The sequence below is a fragment of the Egibacteraceae bacterium genome (assembly GCA_035540635.1).
Taxonomy (GTDB): domain Bacteria; phylum Actinomycetota; class Nitriliruptoria; order Euzebyales; family Egibacteraceae; genus DATLGH01.
Genome location: DATLGH010000060.1, coordinates 1 through 15,765 on the forward strand (window position 1 = coordinate 1; position 15,765 = coordinate 15,765).

At 75.3% G+C, this 15,765-nt stretch carries 15 protein-coding genes and 1 tRNA gene; 11 read left to right on the forward strand and 5 right to left on the reverse strand.

What is annotated here, in order from left to right; translation table 11 throughout:
* The 4 genes from VM324_10170 to VM324_10185 all read left to right on the forward strand — a co-directional run.
* Positions 1-1,544 (forward strand): cell wall-binding repeat-containing protein (locus VM324_10170; GenBank protein ID HVL99643.1); only part of this gene is annotated, 1,544 nt, incomplete at its 5' end.
* Between the two features lie 161 nt (positions 1,545-1,705).
* Positions 1,706-2,797, forward strand: a complete 1,092-nt coding sequence (ychF, locus tag VM324_10175) for a redox-regulated ATPase YchF (GenBank protein ID HVL99644.1) — start codon at positions 1,706-1,708, stop codon at positions 2,795-2,797.
* A gap of 99 nt (positions 2,798-2,896) precedes the next feature.
* Complete coding sequence (locus VM324_10180; protein ID HVL99645.1) at positions 2,897-4,540, forward strand: protein kinase; 1,644 nt, start codon at positions 2,897-2,899, stop codon at positions 4,538-4,540.
* Positions 4,541-4,583: 43 nt separating this feature from the next.
* On the forward strand, positions 4,584-5,489 hold the full coding sequence (locus tag VM324_10185; GenBank protein ID HVL99646.1) for a sigma-70 family RNA polymerase sigma factor: 906 nt from the start codon (positions 4,584-4,586) through the stop codon (positions 5,487-5,489).
* 17 nt (positions 5,490-5,506) lie between these two features.
* Here the strand turns inward: VM324_10185 and VM324_10190 are convergent, their stop codons facing one another.
* Entirely contained in the window at positions 5,507-6,496 is a 990-nt protein-coding gene (locus tag VM324_10190) for an aldo/keto reductase (GenBank protein ID HVL99647.1), read from the reverse strand.
* 30 nt (positions 6,497-6,526) lie between these two features.
* Here VM324_10190 and VM324_10195 point away from each other — a divergent pair.
* Positions 6,527-6,602: transfer RNA gene (locus tag VM324_10195), tRNA-Val, on the forward strand.
* Positions 6,603-6,655: 53 nt separating this feature from the next.
* On the opposite strand, the gene VM324_10200 is transcribed toward VM324_10195, so the two are convergent.
* The 4 genes from VM324_10200 to VM324_10215 are packed head-to-tail and all read right to left on the reverse strand — an operon-like array spanning position 6,656 to position 8,481.
* Complete coding sequence (locus VM324_10200; GenBank protein HVL99648.1) at positions 6,656-6,874, reverse strand: hypothetical protein; 219 nt, start codon at positions 6,872-6,874, stop codon at positions 6,656-6,658.
* Positions 6,875-6,934: 60 nt separating this feature from the next.
* Positions 6,935-7,507, reverse strand: a complete 573-nt coding sequence (locus VM324_10205; GenBank protein HVL99649.1) for a hypothetical protein — start codon at positions 7,505-7,507, stop codon at positions 6,935-6,937.
* A 57-nt stretch (positions 7,508-7,564) separates the two neighbouring features.
* Positions 7,565-7,939, reverse strand: a complete 375-nt coding sequence (locus tag VM324_10210; GenBank protein ID HVL99650.1) for a TraR/DksA C4-type zinc finger protein — start codon at positions 7,937-7,939, stop codon at positions 7,565-7,567.
* The gene (locus VM324_10215) at positions 7,939-8,481 is read right to left on the reverse strand and encodes a BON domain-containing protein (GenBank protein ID HVL99651.1); all 543 of its coding nucleotides are present in this window, start codon (positions 8,479-8,481) and stop codon (positions 7,939-7,941) included. The genes VM324_10210 and VM324_10215 overlap by 1 nt, the downstream gene beginning before the upstream one ends.
* 159 nt (positions 8,482-8,640) lie before the next feature.
* Here VM324_10215 and VM324_10220 point away from each other — a divergent pair, with 159 nt between their 5' ends.
* From VM324_10220 to VM324_10245, 6 genes are read left to right on the forward strand one after another with little or no spacing between them, the layout of a single operon-like run.
* A complete protein-coding gene (locus tag VM324_10220; GenBank protein ID HVL99652.1) occupies positions 8,641-10,299 on the forward strand; it encodes a carbamoyltransferase C-terminal domain-containing protein in 1,659 nt (552 codons plus the stop codon).
* Positions 10,296-11,858: an HAD-IIIA family hydrolase gene (locus VM324_10225; protein ID HVL99653.1), complete on the forward strand. Its 1,563-nt coding sequence runs from the start codon at positions 10,296-10,298 to the stop codon at positions 11,856-11,858. The genes VM324_10220 and VM324_10225 overlap by 4 nt, the downstream gene beginning before the upstream one ends.
* Positions 11,855-12,904, forward strand: a complete 1,050-nt coding sequence (locus VM324_10230) for a glycosyltransferase family 9 protein (GenBank protein ID HVL99654.1) — start codon at positions 11,855-11,857, stop codon at positions 12,902-12,904. The genes VM324_10225 and VM324_10230 overlap by 4 nt, the downstream gene beginning before the upstream one ends.
* Positions 12,901-13,857, forward strand: coding sequence for a glycosyltransferase (locus VM324_10235; protein HVL99655.1), 957 nt, complete (start codon positions 12,901-12,903; stop codon positions 13,855-13,857). The genes VM324_10230 and VM324_10235 overlap by 4 nt, the downstream gene beginning before the upstream one ends.
* 11 nt (positions 13,858-13,868) lie before the next feature.
* Positions 13,869-15,137, forward strand: a complete 1,269-nt coding sequence (locus VM324_10240; GenBank protein HVL99656.1) for a glycosyltransferase — start codon at positions 13,869-13,871, stop codon at positions 15,135-15,137.
* Positions 15,134-15,763, forward strand: coding sequence for an SIS domain-containing protein (locus tag VM324_10245; GenBank protein ID HVL99657.1), 630 nt, complete (start codon positions 15,134-15,136; stop codon positions 15,761-15,763). Before VM324_10240 ends, VM324_10245 begins: the two co-directional genes overlap by 4 nt.
* Positions 15,764-15,765: the final 2 nt, after the last annotated feature.

The window sequence follows — 15,765 nt, forward strand, 5'->3', positions numbered from 1 at the left end:
CCCACCGCGGCTGGATGCAGTCCGAGGGCCACCGGCGCAACATGCTCAACCGCTACCACGACGCCGTGGGCATCGGCATCATCTGCGACGCCGACGGCACCATGTGGGCCACCATGAACATGGGCCGGTTCACCGGCTCCAGCCGCCCCGCCTACGACAACCACGTCCCGGCCGACCCCATCGTGCACAACAACGACGGCGGGACCACCTGCCGCGACCACAACCGGTCGGCGAAGAGCGCACCGGCCCCCGCGCCGACCCGTGCCCCGACCCCCTCGGCGGCCTGGCCCGGAGAGGCCCGGGTGACGAGCGTGCACGTCGACGGCGAGAGCATCAGCGTGAGCTGGAGCCCTGCGAGCGGCTCGGTCGGCGCCTACGAGGTGCGCCGGGACGGGAAGGCGGTCGCCACGGTTGCATCCGGCACGCGATCGGCGACCCTGGACGGGCTCGCGCCCTCCCACGACTACGACCTGCAGGTCGTGGCGGTCGACGCGGCCGGGGCCCGCCGCGACGGACCGAGCGTGAAGGAGGCGACGACCCGCCCCGCGAGCGCTCCCCCGGCCGGGCTCACCGCGGCGCGGGTCGCCGGTGCGGACCGGGTCGCGACGGCCGTGGCGGTGTCGAAGGCGGCGTTCCCGAAGGGGGCGCCGGCGGCGGTGCTCGCTCGGGCCGACGACTTCGCCGACGCCCTTGCGGGCACCCCGGTCGCGGCGGCGGCGGGCGGGCCCATCCTCCTCACGCCACGCAGTGGGCTGGCCGCGGCCACACGCGACGAGCTCACGCGCCTCGGGGTGCGGACCGTCTACGTCCTCGGGGGGCCCGGCGCCGTGTCCGACGCGGTGGTGAATGCCCTGCCGAGCGCCGCCCAGCGCGTCGCCGGACCCAACCGCTACGCCACGGCGGCTGCCGCGGCTGACGTGCTCGCCCGCCTCGGCGGCCGTCCGAGCGAAGGGGCCTACATCGCCGACGGCCGCCGCGGGTGGCCCGACGCGGTGTCGGTGTCGGCGCTGGCCGGCCACGAGCGGCGTCCCCTCCTCCTGACCGCCGGCGCCGCCCTGCCCGAGGAGACCGCCGCCGCGCTCACCCGCCACGCGGTCGGCCAGGCGACGATCGTCGGTGGCACCGGCGTCGTTCCCCCGGGCGTGCAGGCAGCTCTCGAGCGCGTGGTCCCCCACGTCGACCGCATCGCCGGTGACAGCCGCTACGCCACCGCGGCGGCGGTGCGCTCCCGCGCGCTCGCGGCGGGCATGAACCCCGACCGCACGTGGGTCACGACCCTGCGCAACTGGCCCGACTCGCTCGTCGTCGGGGCGGCTGCCGCCGCAAGCGGTGCGGTGACCGTCGCCGCCGCCGGCGCGCACCCCGCCCGGGAGCCCTCCGACGCCATCGCCTTCCTCGCCGGCCGTGGCGCCTCCCTGGAGAGCCTCCACATCGCCGGGGGCCGCGCGGCCGTGTGGGACGGCTGGGTGTGGGAGACGTTCCACCGCCTGCAGGAGCAACGGCCGAGCCGACCCGGCAAGGGCCTGCTGCCCAGCCTCCTCTGAGCCCCCAGCGCTCACGATCTCCGGCGCCCCCACCCACGGCGCGTGTCGAGTCGGTCGGGGGACGTCATCTTCTGCGACTGAGCGCGCCGCGGGGGGTCGTGGCGGGGCCGGCCGGCATACGGCATGCTGGCCAGCCACCCTCGTCGCGGAGTCGGACCCCCATGAGCCTGCAAGTCGGCATCGTCGGCCTGCCCAACGTCGGCAAGTCGACGTTGTTCAACGCGGTCAGCGCCGCGGGGGCCGAGGCCGCCAACTACCCCTTCGCCACGATCGAGCCCAACGTCGGCGTCGTCCCGGTGCGCGACGAGCGCCTCGCCACGCTCGCGCGGCTCGCGCGCTCCGCGAAGGTGACGCCGACGAGCGTGGAGTTCGTCGACATCGCCGGCCTCGTCGCCGGGGCAAGCCGGGGAGAAGGACTCGGCAACCAGTTCCTGTCCCACATCCGCGAGGTCGACGCCGTCGCGCACGTCGTGCGCTGCTTCGACGACCCCGACGTCGTGCACGTCGAGGGGACGGTCGACCCCGGCCGCGACATGGACGTGATCAACACCGAGCTGCTGCTGCGCGACCTCGAGACGGTCGAGCGGCGGGCCGAGCGGGCCGCGCGCACGGCGCGCGCGGGCGACAAGGTGGCGGTCGCGGAGGCTGACCTGCTGACCCGCCTCCACGCGCACCTCGGGGCCGGGGAGCCGGCGCGCGCGTTCCCGGGTGCCGAGCAGGCCCGGGGGCTGTTCCGCGAGCTCGGGCTCCTGACCGCCAAGCCGGTGCTCTACGTCGCGAACGTGGGTGAGGCGGAGGTGGGCGGCAACCCCCACAGCGACCTCGTGGGGGCGGTCGCCGACAAGGAGGGCGCCGAGGCCGTCGTCGTGAGCGCCGAGGCGGAGGCCCAGATCGCCGAGCTCGACCCTGCCGAGCGGGCCGAGTTCCTCGCCGACCTCGGACTCGACCGCTCGGGGCTCGACCAGCTCGTCGCCGCGGCCTACCGGCTCCTCGGCCTCGTCACCTTCTTCACGGCCGGGCCCACCGACGCGCGGGCCTGGACCATCCCCGAGGGCACGAGGGCCCCGCAGGCCGCCGGCAAGATCCACAGCGACATGGAGCGGGGCTTCATCCGGGCGGAGGCGATCGACTACGCCGTCTACGCCGAGCTCGGCAGCGAGCAGGCGGTGCGGGAGGCCGGCAAGCTTCGCGTGGAGGGCAGGGACTACGTCGTCCGCGACGGCGACGTGCTGCTGTTCCGCTTCAACGTGTGACCCTTCCGCGTGCCGGGCTCGGGGTGGACGGGCGGGCGGGCGGCCGCCCAGTTGATCCTGCGCGGGGTAGCGGCCCCGCCTGCTGGGTAGAGGGCAACGATGACGTCGGAAGACATCGGGCGGCGCGTCGGGGGACGCTACGTCCTCCGCTCGCGCCTGGGTTCCGGCGGAGCCGGCACCGTGTGGGCGGCGGACGACGTCGTCCTCGAGCGAGCCGTTGCCGTGAAGTCGATCCGTGTGCCGGCAGCGGTGCCCGACGGTAAGCGCACCGCCAGCCACGAGCGGGTGCTGCGGGAGGCGCGGGCCGCGGCGCGGCTCAACCATCCGGGCGCCGTGACGGTGTTCGACGTGTTCGACGAGGACGGCTGCGCCTACCTCGTGATGGAGCTCGTGCGGGCGCCCAGCCTCGAAGAGCTCGTGAGCCGCAAGGGGCCGCTCACTCCTGCCGATGCGGCGCGCATGGGCATGCAGCTGCTCGACGCGCTGGAAGCGGCGCACGCCCGGGGGATCGTTCACCGCGACGTGAAGCCGAGCAACGTGCTCGTGAGCGCCGACGGCCTGGTGAAGCTCACCGACTTCGGGATCGCAACGGTGACCGGGGACAGCCGGCTGACCGCCACCGGCCTCGTCCTCGGCTCGCCGTCGTACATGGCCCCCGAGCAGGCGCGCGAGGGGGCCGGCCGCGTGCCGGCAGACCTCTGGGGGCTGGGGGCCACGCTCTACTTCGCCGTCGAGGGGTTCGCGCCGTTCGACCGGGCCCAGCCGCTTGCCACCGTGCACGCGGTGCTCCACGACGAGCCGCGCCGTGCGCAGCGGGCCGGCGCCCTCGGTCCACTGCTCATCGACCTGCTCGCCAAGGACCCTGCGCAGCGTCCGGCGCCCGACGAGGTGCGCCGCCGCCTGCGGGAGGTCGTCACCGGCGCACAGGGCAACGGCACGGCGTCATCGGTCACCCAGCCCCTCCTGGCTATGGCGGCACCGCCCGCTGTCGAGAAGCCGGCTCCAGCGCCCGGGCCCCCGGTGGACGACACGCAGGCCGCCCCGCCGCCCTCACCCGCGTCGTGGCGGCGACCCGCGCTCGTGGCGGTGCTCGCCGCGCTGCTCGGCGTGGCCGCCCTCGGCGGGGCCGCCGCGTTCATGCGCGGTGACGACGGCACCGAGGGGCCCGCAGCAGGGCCGCCGCCCGTGGAGCAGGCCCCGCAACCCGCGCCGCCTGAGGGATCCGGGGAGGAGCCCGCCCCCGACGAGGCGCCCGCCGACGTGCCCGAGGAGCCCGCTCCGCCCGCCGAGAATGCGGCAGACGCGCCCGCCGACTGGGTCACCTACACCCATGACCTCGGCTGGTCGATCGAGCACCCCGCCGACTGGCGGGTCGTCACGCGGAGCTCGACCATGGTCGACCTGCGCGACCCGGACTCCCCCACGTACCTGCGGGTGGACTACACCGACGACCCTCCCCCGTCGGCGGTCGAGGCGTGGGAGGCGATGTCCGCGTCCTTCGCCAGCCGCTACGCCGACTACACCGAGCTGCGCATCGAGCCGGTCACCTTCCGGGGCTTCGACGGCGCGCTGTGGGAGTACACCTACACCGACGGTGGCCTCCGGCTGCGGGCCGCCAACCTCGGGTTCGGTACCGACGAGTTCGGGCAGGCACTGAACTTCCAGACCACCGCCGCCGCCTGGGAGGCGTCGCAGGACCTCCACGAGATGCTGCGACGCTCCTTCCGGCCCATCCCCCGGTGACCTCCCCCGTTTGGGCAGCCGCGAGGGTGGCGACACCAGAGGCATGAGCGTCCCCGACGATCTCCTCGACCTCTACTTCGCCGAGCTCGGCCAGGTGCCGCTGCTCAGCGCCGAGGAGGAGGTCGAGCTCGCGAAGCGGATGGAGGCCTGCCGGGAGGCGGAGCAGCGGCTGCGCGCCCAGCCTGACCTCGACGCCTCCACCCGCGACGAGCTCGAGGCCTGCATCGCCTCGGGGCACGAGGCGTTCGACCGGTTCGTGTCCGCGAACCTCCGGCTGGTCGTCGCCGAGGCGAGCAGGTTCGGTCGCCGCTCCCGCCTCGGGCTCGACGAGCTCGTCCAGGAGGGCAACCTCGGGCTCATCCGTGCGGTGGAGAAGTTCGACTGGCGACGCGGGTTCAAGTTCTCGACCTACGCGACGTGGTGGATCCGCCAGGCGCTGCAGCGCGGCACGGCGAACAACGAGCGCACCATCCGCCTGCCGACGGGCGTGCACGCCAACCTGCTGAAGGTCCGCGCTGCGGAGGCGCGTCTCGGCGCGGAGCTCGGGCGCCCGCCCTGCCTCGACGAGCTGGCGGAAGCGACCCGGTTGAGCGAGGACGAGGTCCGCCAGGTGCTCGCCGTGGACTTCGCGGTCACCTCGCTCGACAAGCCGGTGTCGGGTGACGACGACGCCGCCGAGCTCGGGGCGCTCGTCGCGCGGGCGAGCGACGCGCCCGCCGAGGAGGTCATCGACCAGCTGTTCCTCGAAGACGTCTTCGACACCGCCCGCCGGGAGCTCCCCGAGCGCAGCTGGTACGTCCTGCAGCGCCGCTACGGGCTGAACGGCTACGAGCCGTCGACCCTCCAGGAGCTCGGCAGCGAGCTCGGCGTGTCGCGGGAGACCGTGCGCAAGATCGAGCAGCAGGCGCTCGCGCTGCTGCAGCGCGCTCTAGTCTCCGCGGCGGCCTGAGCGGCGACCGGCTGCGGTCAGGCGACGGGCAGCTCCCGCTCGGGGCGCCCGCCCATGCGCGCGAAGTCCCACGGGTAGCCTCGGGCGGGCTCGCTCACGCGGGTCAGCCGGCCGATCTCGTCCTCACCGAGACGCAGCTCCGCGGCCGCGAGGCTCGCGTCGATCTGGTCGGCCCGGGTGGCGCCGATGACCGGGATCGTGGCGGGCTGGGCCAGCACCCAGCCGACCGCCACGGTGGCCGGGTGGCTGCCCCGCGCGTCGGCGACCTCCCGCACGACCTCGAGCGTGCCCCAGTCGCGCTCCCCGATGTTGTCGACGAACTGCGCGAAGCGGCCCTTGCCGTCGGCGGTCTCGCCGCGGGCGTATTTGCCGGTGAGGAAGCCCGCGGCGAGCGGCGACCACGCGAGGATGCCGAGCCCGTTCGCGTGGGCGGCCGGGAGGGTCTCGAACTCGATCTGGCGCTCGACGAGCGAGTACTGCGGCTGCAGCGCCACGAACCGGTCGTAGCCGCGGGCGTCCTGCATGCGGCAGGCACGCTCGATCTGCCAGCCGACGAAGTTCGACACGCCGACGTAGCGCACCTTGCCCGAACGCACGAGGTGGTCGAGGGCGGACAGCGTCTCGTCGAGTGGCGTCGTCGCGTCCCACGAGTGGAGCTGGTAGAGGTCGACCCAGTCGGTCCCGAGCCGGCTCAGGCTCGCCTCGACCGCGGCGAGGAGGTGACGGCGGCTCGAGGAGCGGTCGTTCGGACCCGGTCCCGTACCGCCGTAGGCCTTCGTCGCGATGACGACCTGGTCGCGGTGCCCGCTCAGGATCTCGCCGAGGATCTCCTCGCTGCGCCCGCCGGTGTAGACGTCAGCGGTGTCGAAGAACGTCCCGCCCGCGTCGCGGAACCGCTTGACGATCGCGGCCGACTCGTCGGGGTCGGCCGCTCCACCGAACGTCATCGTGCCGAGACAGAGCTCGCTCACGACGAGGCCGCTGCGGCCGAGGTAGGTCTGCTGCATGTCGCACTCCTGCTACCATGTCCGGCTGCGGGGCGGTTAGCTCAGTTGGGAGAGCGCCGGCTCGACAAGCCGGAGGTCACAGGTTCAAGCCCTGTACCGCCCACCATTCCGCAGAACGGCCCGGCCAGGCAAGGCCGGGCCCTTTCTTGCGGAGGGGCGCTACTGGTTGGCGCGCTGCTCCGCCTCCTTGCGCAGCGCCTCGCTCTGCTTCTCGTCGGCCTGGGCCTGCGCCTGCTCGGCCTCGCGCTCGCTGTCGGACTTCTCGCGCTGGGCCTCGCCCTCGCGCTCCATCCGCTCGTTGCCGGCGAGCTGGCCGGCGGCCTTCTTCGCCGAGCCCTTCAGCTCCTCTCCCACGCCTCGCGTGTCACCCTCTGCCATGGTCGCTCCTCCTCGTGTCGTCGGTGTGGTGTCGTCCGCACGGTCGCGCGGCGGGGCGCGTCAGGCGGCGATCTCGTGCCCCTCGGCGTCGAAGCGGTGCATCCTGCTCGGGTTGTTCGCCGCCAACACCTCGACGGCGCGCTCGAGCTCGTCGCGGTCGTCGGCGTGCGCGCCGACCACGACGTAGCCCTCCCCGACCTCCTGCAACGTGAGCTCCCAGGCCTCGGACTGCTTTATCTTGCTCATCGCGCCCGCGGTGAAGCCGACGCCGGTCCCGGCGGCGGCGCCGCCGAGCGTCGCCGCCCAGATCCCCGCACCCACCGCGGGACCGACGCCGGGGATGCCGAACGCCGCCGCGCCGGCGAGGAACCCGACCGCGCCGCCGACACCAGCCCCGGTCGCGGCGCCGCCCAGGGTGGCGCGCACGGCCGTCTCCCCGAACTCCTCGTCCCGGGAGCTCGTGTCACTGGCCTCAGCGGCCTCCTCGGCCTGGGGGCCGAGCAGCGAGATGTGCGATCCGGGGACGCCCGCGCGCTCCAGGGACTCGATCGTGCGGCGTGCGGTCGCCATGTCCTCGTAGCATGCGGTCACGTTGTAGGCGGCAAGTGCGGCTTTGTCGGTGTAGCGCTCCATGTACGCAAGCCTGCCCGGCGCGTGCGCTGTTCACACGAGGGGGGCCGGAGCCGGCCCCTACGTACCGACCTCGCCGCGCTCGAGCCGGCGCTGGTGGTCGACGGTGTAGCGCGCGGCCGGCTCCGCCTCGAGCCGTTCGTCGGGGATGGGCTCACCGGTGGCCTCGCAGATCCCGTAGCGACCGTCCTCGAGCCGGCGGAACGCGTCGTCGACCTCACGCAGCTGCGCCTCGACGTGCTCGCGCACCGAGTAGTCCTTCTCCCGCTCGACGGTCTCGCTGGCGATGTCGGCGGGATGCTGGTCGAAGGCGGACAGCTCGGAGGTCGAGTCCTCGAGGGACTGCTCGAGATGCTGGCTCGTGTGCCCGTCGCGAAGAGCGAGCAGGCGCTCGCGCTCGGCTTCCAGCAGCGCGCGGGCTCGTGCGTCTTCCATCACGGCTCCTTCCGCTCCGGACGGGCTGACCGCTCGAGCTCCGCGGCGGACAGGTCCGGGGCGCTGGGCTCCACGTCGTCGGGATCGTCGACCGGCCCCTCGGGCGCGAGGGAGGCCGCCGCCGTGTCCCGACCCATCACGCCCCGCTCCTCCGCTCTCGTCGGGGTGAACGACGGGGTGTCGGGCGGGTCCCAGGGCAGGCTCTCACCGAGGGCCTCCGCGACGTCGCTGGTCAGGTCGTCGGCGGGCTCGGACGGGAGCTCGGGGCTGCGCTGGGGGGCAGCCTCCGGCTCGCCCTCCGGGCCGGCGCCGCCGGTCGTGCGCTCGCGCAGGCCGGCGTCGACGCGCAGCTCGCTGCGGACGCGCTCCACCTCCCGCTCGGCGATCATCGCCGCGACGGAGGCCTCCTCGGGGGTCGCGACGGCGCCGCGCAGCACGACGTCGTCGCCCTCGCGGAGGATCTCCACGCGCTCGGGGTCGACGCGGACGGACTCGTCGAGAGCCGCCCGGATGCGGTCAAGGGTGTCGTCGTCGGGTGCCATACCGCAGCGTTTCCCAGACCACGCCGGGTTGACGCACCGGGCCGGCGACCATTGCCGTTTCGGGTAATCACCTTCCGGTTTTTTCCTCCCCGAGCATGCGTAAGCGCGACGCACCTGGGAAAGGGGGGCCACCACGTTTGCCGTGAAAGGAAGTAAGTCATGCGCATCTTGGGCGTGAACGCGGTCTTCCACGACCCCGCGGCCGCGCTCGTCGTCGACGGCGAGATCGTGGCCGCCGCCGAGGAGGAGCGCTTCACCCGCCGCAAGCACGGCAAGCCGAACGTCGTCTTCTCCGCCTGGGAGATGCCGGAGCGCTCCGCGGCCTGGTGCCTGGCCGAGGCGGGCCTGTCACCGGGGGACCTCGACGCGGTCGCCTATTCCTACGAGCCGGCGCTTGCGCGGTTCCCCGCCGGACCGGGCCCTCAGGACATCGTCGCTGACGCGTGGGAGGGACTGCGCACTCTGTTCGCGCGACGCGCACCGCTGTTCCTCCGGTCCGCGCTGCCGGGGCTCGACCCCGACATCGTCCGCTTCGTCCCCCACCACGTCGCGCACGCCGCCTCGGCGCACCTCGCCGCCCCGTGGCCGAGCTCGAGCGTGCTCGTCCTCGACGGCCGGGGCGAGGCGCACTCACACCTTGCCGGACGGGCGGTGGACGGCGAGCTGAAGGTCCTCGCCGCGCAGGCGCTGCCGCACTCGCTCGGCCTGCTCTACGAGGAGGTGACCGAGCACCTTGGGTTCCGGCGGTCCAGCGACGAGTACAAGGTCATGGCGATGGCCTCCTACGGGGAGCCCCGCCATCTCGACGCCTTCCGCGAGCTCGTGCGCGCCGACGGGGAGGGGGGGTTCCGCGTCGAGACGGTCGACTGGGACGCGTTCGTGCCGCCCCGGCGCGGCCTGGAGTGGCACGACGACCATGCCGACCTCGCCGCGTCGGTGCAGCGCCGCCTCGAGGAGGTCCTGCTCGACCTCGCACGGTGGCTGCACGCCCAGACGGGCGACACCGACCTCACCATGGCGGGCGGCGTCGCGCTGAACTGCGTGGCGAACTCGCGCCTGGCCGCGGAGGGCCCCTTCGACCGCATCTGGGTCCAGCCCGCCGCCGGGGACGCCGGCACGGCCCTCGGGGCCGCCCTGCATGTCGCCCGGGCCCTCGGCGACGACATCGGCTCAATGCCGACCGCGGCCCTCGGCCGCGCATGGACCGACGACGAGCTCGCCGCCTGGCTGACCACGGCCGACGTCGCCTACGAGCGGCCCTCCGACGTCGCCGAGGCGGCGGCCGAGGCGATCGTCGCCGATGGGGTCGTCGCGTGGTTCCAGGGACGCAGCGAGTTCGGCCCCCGCGCGCTCGGGCACCGCAGCCTCCTCGCCGACGCCCGCCGACCCGGGAACCTGCCCCGGCTGAACGTCGTGAAAGGCCGCGAGCAGTTCCGCCCGGTGGCGCCGATGGTGCTCGCCGAGCGGGCCGGTGAGATCTTCGAGGGCCCGTTGCCGAGCCCCCACATGCTGTTCACCCACCGCGTCCGGGCGCAGTGGCGCGACCGCATCCCCGCGGTCGTGCACGTCGACGGCACTGCCCGCATCCAGACCGTTCACCGCGAGACCGAACCTCTCGTGGCACGCATGCTCGAGGCGGTGGAGCGGCGTACCGGCGTCCCCGTCGTGGTGAACACGAGCCTGAACACCGCCGGGCGGCCGATGGTCGACGACCCCCGCGACGCCCTCGAGTGCTTCGGCTCCGCGCCCGTCGACCTCCTGGCGCTCGGACCGTTCGTCGTCCGCAGACCGAGCTTCCTCGGAGGCAGGCGGGGATGAGCGTCGCGGTCGTCGTCCCGACCCTCGCCAGACCCTCGCTGGCCGCCCTGCTCGACGCGCTCGCCGCCGCGCGGGGACCGCTGCCCGAGCAGGTGGTCCTCGTCCACGACCGGCCCGGCCCCGAGGCTGCGCTGCCGGTCCGGCTCCCTGCCCGCCTCACCGACCGCGTCGTCGTGCTCTCGGGGCCCGGGCGGGGTCCCGCGGCGGCACGCAACACCGGCTGGCGCGCCGCCGACGCCGAGTGGATCGCCTTCCTCGACGACGACGTCGTCCCCGCAAGCGACTGGCTCGCCCGCCTGGCCGACGACCTCGACGGGCTGCCCGCGGTGGTGGCCGGTAGCCAGGGCCGTGTCCACGTGCCGCTGCCCGGCCACCGGCGCCCCACCGACTGGGAGCGCAACGTCGCGGGCCTCGAGCGCGCCCGGTGGGCGACGGCCGACCTCGCGTACCGGCGGGTCGCGCTCGCCGCCGCCGGGGGGTTCGACGAGCGCTTCCCCCGCGCCTACCGGGAGGACGCCGACCTGGGACTGCGCCTCGTGCGCGCCGGGTGGAGGATCGTCCGCGGCGGGCGGACCGTCGCCCATCCCCCCCGGCCCGCGGGGCCCTGGGTCAGCGTCCGCCTGCAGGCGGGCAACGCCGACGATCCGCTCATGCGCGCGCTGCACGGTGCGGGCTGGCGGCAGGCCGCCGGTGTCCCCCGCGGGCGCCGCGGGCGGCACCTCGCCATCACCGCTGCGGGGGCGGCCGCCGCCGCCGGGCTCGCCCAACGGCCTGGGCCGCGGACAAGACGCGGTGGACGTGGCGGCCGCAGCAGCGCCGCGGACGTGCTCGCCGTCGCAGGAGCGGCCGGGTGGCTCGCCGGCACCGCCGAGCTCGCCTGGGCGCGCATCGCCCCCGGACCGCGCACGCCGGGGGAGGTCGCGACGATGCTCGCGACGAGCGTGGTGCTGCCGGCCGCGGCGAGCGTCCACTGGCTGCGCGGCGTCGTCGCCGCGCGCGGTGTCGCCCCCGCCGCCGTGAGGTTTGCGGGAAGGCCCCACGCCGTGCTGCTCGACCGCGACGGCACGCTCGTCGTCGACGTCCCCTACAACGGCGACCCCGACAAGGTGGAGCCGATGCCGGGTGCGCGCGCGGCGCTCGACCGGCTTCGGGCCGCCGACGTGCCGTTGGCCGTCGTGAGCAACCAGAGCGGCGTGGGCCGGGGTCTGCTGACCGCCGACCAGGTCGCGGCCGTGAACCGGCGGGTGGACGAGCTGCTCGGGCCGTTCGCCCACTGGGCGGTGTGCCCGCACGCGCCCGGGGAGGGCTGTGGCTGCCGAAAGCCCGCCGCGGGGCTCGTGCGTGAGGCCGCGAGCGCGCTCGGGGTCCCCGCCGAGCGCTGTGCCGTGGTCGGCGACATCGGCGCGGACGTGGCTGCGGCCGCCGCCGCGGGGGCCCACGGGGTGCTCGTCCCGACGGCGAGGACCCGCGCGCAGGAGATCGAGGCCGCTCCGGTCGTCGCGCCCGACCTCGACGCAGCCGTCGACCTCCTCCTCGGGGGCCAGGTGGCCCGGCGATGAGCCACGTCCTCGTCGTGCGGCTCGACAACGCGGGCGACGTGCTGCTCACGGGCCCGGCGGTGCGGGCGGTCGCCGCCGGCGCCCAGCGGGTGACGCTGCTCTGCGGGCCGGCGGGCTCGGCCGCGGGGCGACTCCTGCCCGGGGTCGACCACATCGAGGTGTACCGGGCCGGGTGGATCGACCCCGACCCGCCGCTGCTCGACTCCTACGCGGCGCTCACGCTGGCCGGCAGCCTCGGTGCGCGAGGGATCGACCGCGCCCTCGTCTTCACGTCGTTCCACCAGAGCGCGCTGCCGACCGCGCTGCTGCTGCGCCTTGCCGGCATCTCCGAGATCGCCGCCTACAGCGACGACTACGCGGGCTCGCTGCTCGACGTGCGCCACCGCATCGATCCCGACGTGCACGAGGTGGAGCGGGCGCTGTCGCTCGCCGCCTCGTTCGGCTACACGCTGCCGGACGGCGACGACGACCGGATGCGGGTCGACGTGGGGGGCGCGGGAGCCGCCCTGCGACCGGCCGAACCCTACGTCGTCGTCCACCCCGGCGCGTCCGTGCCCGCCCGCGCCTGGGCACCCGAGCGCTACACCCGGCTCGTCGACGCCCTCGCCCGGTCCGGCCGCGCCGTGGTCGTCACCGGCACCCCCGACGAGGCCACGCTCACCGCCCGGGTGTCGGGGCCTTCGCGACCCGGCGTCACCGACCTCGGCGGGCGGACCGACTTGGCGGAGCTCGGCGGGCTCATGGCCGGAGCCGACGCCGTCGTCGTCGGCAACACCGGCCCCGCGCACCTCGCCGCGGCCGTCGGCACCCCCGTCGCGTCCCTGTACGCCCCGACCGTCCCGGCGGTGCGCTGGCGCCCGTGGCGGGTGCCGCACGCACTGCTGCACCGCGACGTGGCCTGTGCGGGGTGCCGGGCGCGGGAGTGCCCGGTGCCCGCCCACCCCTGCATCGACGGGGTCGACGTCGCCGAGGTGCTCGACGCGGTCGACGCGCTCGGCGGCCGCGGCCTGGCCGTCTCGGGACAGGGCGGGAAGGGCGTCCGATGAGGGTGCTGCTGTGGCACGTCCACGGATCGTGGACGACGGCGTTCGTGCAGGGCCCCCACACCTACCTCGTGCCGGTCCTGCCCGACCGGGGACCCGACGGCCGAGGCCGGGCACGGACCTGGGACTGGCCGGCCTCCGTCGTGGAGGTGACGCCTGAGCAGGCGGCCGATGCCGACGTCGACGTCGTCGTGCTCCAGCGGCCAGAGGAGCTTGCGTCCATGGCCGGGCAGTGGCTCGGCGGCCGGCGGCCCGGGCGCGACGTCCCCGCCGTCTACGTCGAGCACAACGCCCCGCAGGGCAGGGTCAACGAGCTGCGCCATCCCGCCGCGGACCGTCCCGAGCTCCTGGTCGTCCACGTCACCCACTTCAACGACCTGTTCTGGGACACGGGCTGCACGCCCACCCGCGTCGTCGAGCACGGCATCGTCGACCCCGGCGAGCGCTACACCGGCGAGGTCGCCCGCGCCGCGGTCGTCGTGAACGAGCCGGTGCGCCGCGCCCGGGTCACCGGCACGGACCTGCTCGCCCCGCTGTCCGCGGCCGCGCCGCTCGACGTGTACGGCATGGCGGTCGGCGCCCTCGACGATCCCCCGGCCGTCCGGACGTACGAGGACCTGCCGCAGGCCCGCCTGCACGCCGAGATGGCGCGCCGGCGGGCGTACCTGCACCCGATCCGCTGGACGTCGCTCGGGCTCTCGCTGCTCGAGGCCATGCACCTCGGCATGCCGGTGGTCGCGCTGGCGACGACCGAGGCGGTGGAAGCCGTGCCCGGTGAGGCGGGTGTGGTGAGCACGCGGGTCGACACGCTCGCCGACGGCCTGCGCCGCTTCCTCGCCGACCCCGAGCTCGCCCGGGCCTGCGGCAAGGCGGCCCGTGCGGCCGCCCTCGAACGCTACGGACTCGCACGCTTCCTCACCGACTGGGACCGCACGCTTTCGGAGGTTGGCCGATGAGGCGCAGGACGATGACCCCCAGCGCTGCGCACGTGGCCATGGTGTCCGAGCACGCGAGTCCCCTCGCCGTGCTGGGCGGGGAGGACGCCGGCGGGCAGAACGTGCACGTCGCGCAGCTCGCCACCGCCATTGCACGCCGGGGCGTGAAGGTGGTCGTGCACACCCGCCGCGACGACCCGGCCCTGCCGCCGTCGGTGCCGCTCGCCCCCGGCGTCGTCGTGGACCACATCGACGCGGGCCCGCCCGCGGCGATCGGCAAGGACCACCTGGTGCCCTACATGGACGAGTTCGCCGCGCGGCTCGCCGCCCGCTGGTCGTCGCGCCTGCCCGCGCTCGTCCACGCGCACTTCTGGATGTCGGGGCGCGCGGCCCTCGCCGCGGCGCACCCTCTCGGCATTCCGGTGGCCCAGACGTTCCACGCGCTCGGCGTCGTGAAGCGCCGCCACCAGGGCGCCCGCGACACGAGCCCGGCGGAGCGGCAGGGAACGGAGCGGTCGATTCTCGCCGCAGCCGACCGCGTCATCGCCACGTGCAGCAACGAGGTGTTCGAGCTCAAGCGCCTCGGGGCCGACCTGTCACGGGTGGCGGTCGTGCCCTGCGGCGTCGACCTCGACCGCTTCCGTCCCACCGGCCCGGCCGAGCCCCGCCGGCCGGGCTGGCGGCGACTCGTCGTCGTGAGCCGCCTCGTGGAGCGCAAGGGGGTCGGCAACGTCATCGCGGCCCTGCGCGGCGTGCCGGGCACCGAGCTCGTCGTGGCGGGCGGGCCCGCCGCCGCGGAGCTCGACCGCGACCCCGAGGCGAACCGCCTGCGGCGGCTTGCCGCCGCGTACGGCGTCGCCGACCGCGTCGAGCTGCGGGGGCGGATGGACAACGCCGCCATACCTGCGCTCATGCGCTCCGCGGACGCCGTGGTCTGCGTGCCCTGGTACGAGCCCTTCGGCATGGTCGCGGTCGAGGCGATGGCCTGCGGCGTGCCGGTCGTGGCCTCGGCGGTGGGTGGCCAGATCGACACGGTCGTCGACGGGGTGACCGGGGTCCACGTCCCCGCCCGCGCACCCGACCGGGTCGCCGCGGCGCTGCGGGAGCTGCTCGACGACCCCGCCCGCCTTGGCGCCCTGGGCGCCGCGGGGGCGGCACGAGCGCGGGAGCGCTACGGCTGGGACCGGGTGGCCGCCTGCACCCTCGAGGCGTACCCGCGGGCGCACGCCGTCGACGCCCGGGTGACGGCGGGAGGCGAACCCGCCCCGGCGCCGATCGCCGGCCGGGGGGGGCCCCGATGATGAGCCGCCGCGACCCCGTGCCGACCGGCAGGGCGCACCTCGAGGCGCTCGCCGCCCCCCTCGCGGAGCTGCACCACGAGGTCGACCGCATCGACGCGTGGGGCCGGCACCTCGCGACGGTGCTCGTCGCGGGCGGGCGCCTGCTAGCGGCCGGCAACGGCGGCAGCGCGGCGCAGGCGCAGCACCTCACGTCCGAGCTCGTCGGCCGCTACCGCGACGACCGCCCCCCCTACAGCGCGATCGCACTGCACGCCGAGCCGTCGGCGCTGACCGCCATCACGAACGACTACGGCGCCGGTCACGCGTTCGCCCGCCAGGTCACCGCGCACGGCCGCGCCGGCGACGTGTTCCTCGCGCTGTCCACGTCGGGGAGGAGCCGCAACGTGCTCGCCGCGGTCGAAGCCGCCGGCCAGGCGGGGCTCGTCACGTGGGCGCTGACCGGGCGCCGCCCGAACCCGCTCGCGGACGCGGCCGGCGACGTCGTGAGCGTGAACGCTCCGGCCACCGCCACGGTGCAGGAGGTCCACCAGGTGATCGTGCACCTGCTGTGCGCGTCCGTGGAAGCCGAGCTCGCGGCGGGACGCGCCCGGCCGCGGCGGCGGTCCGCCGTCGGGGTGCGGCCATGAAC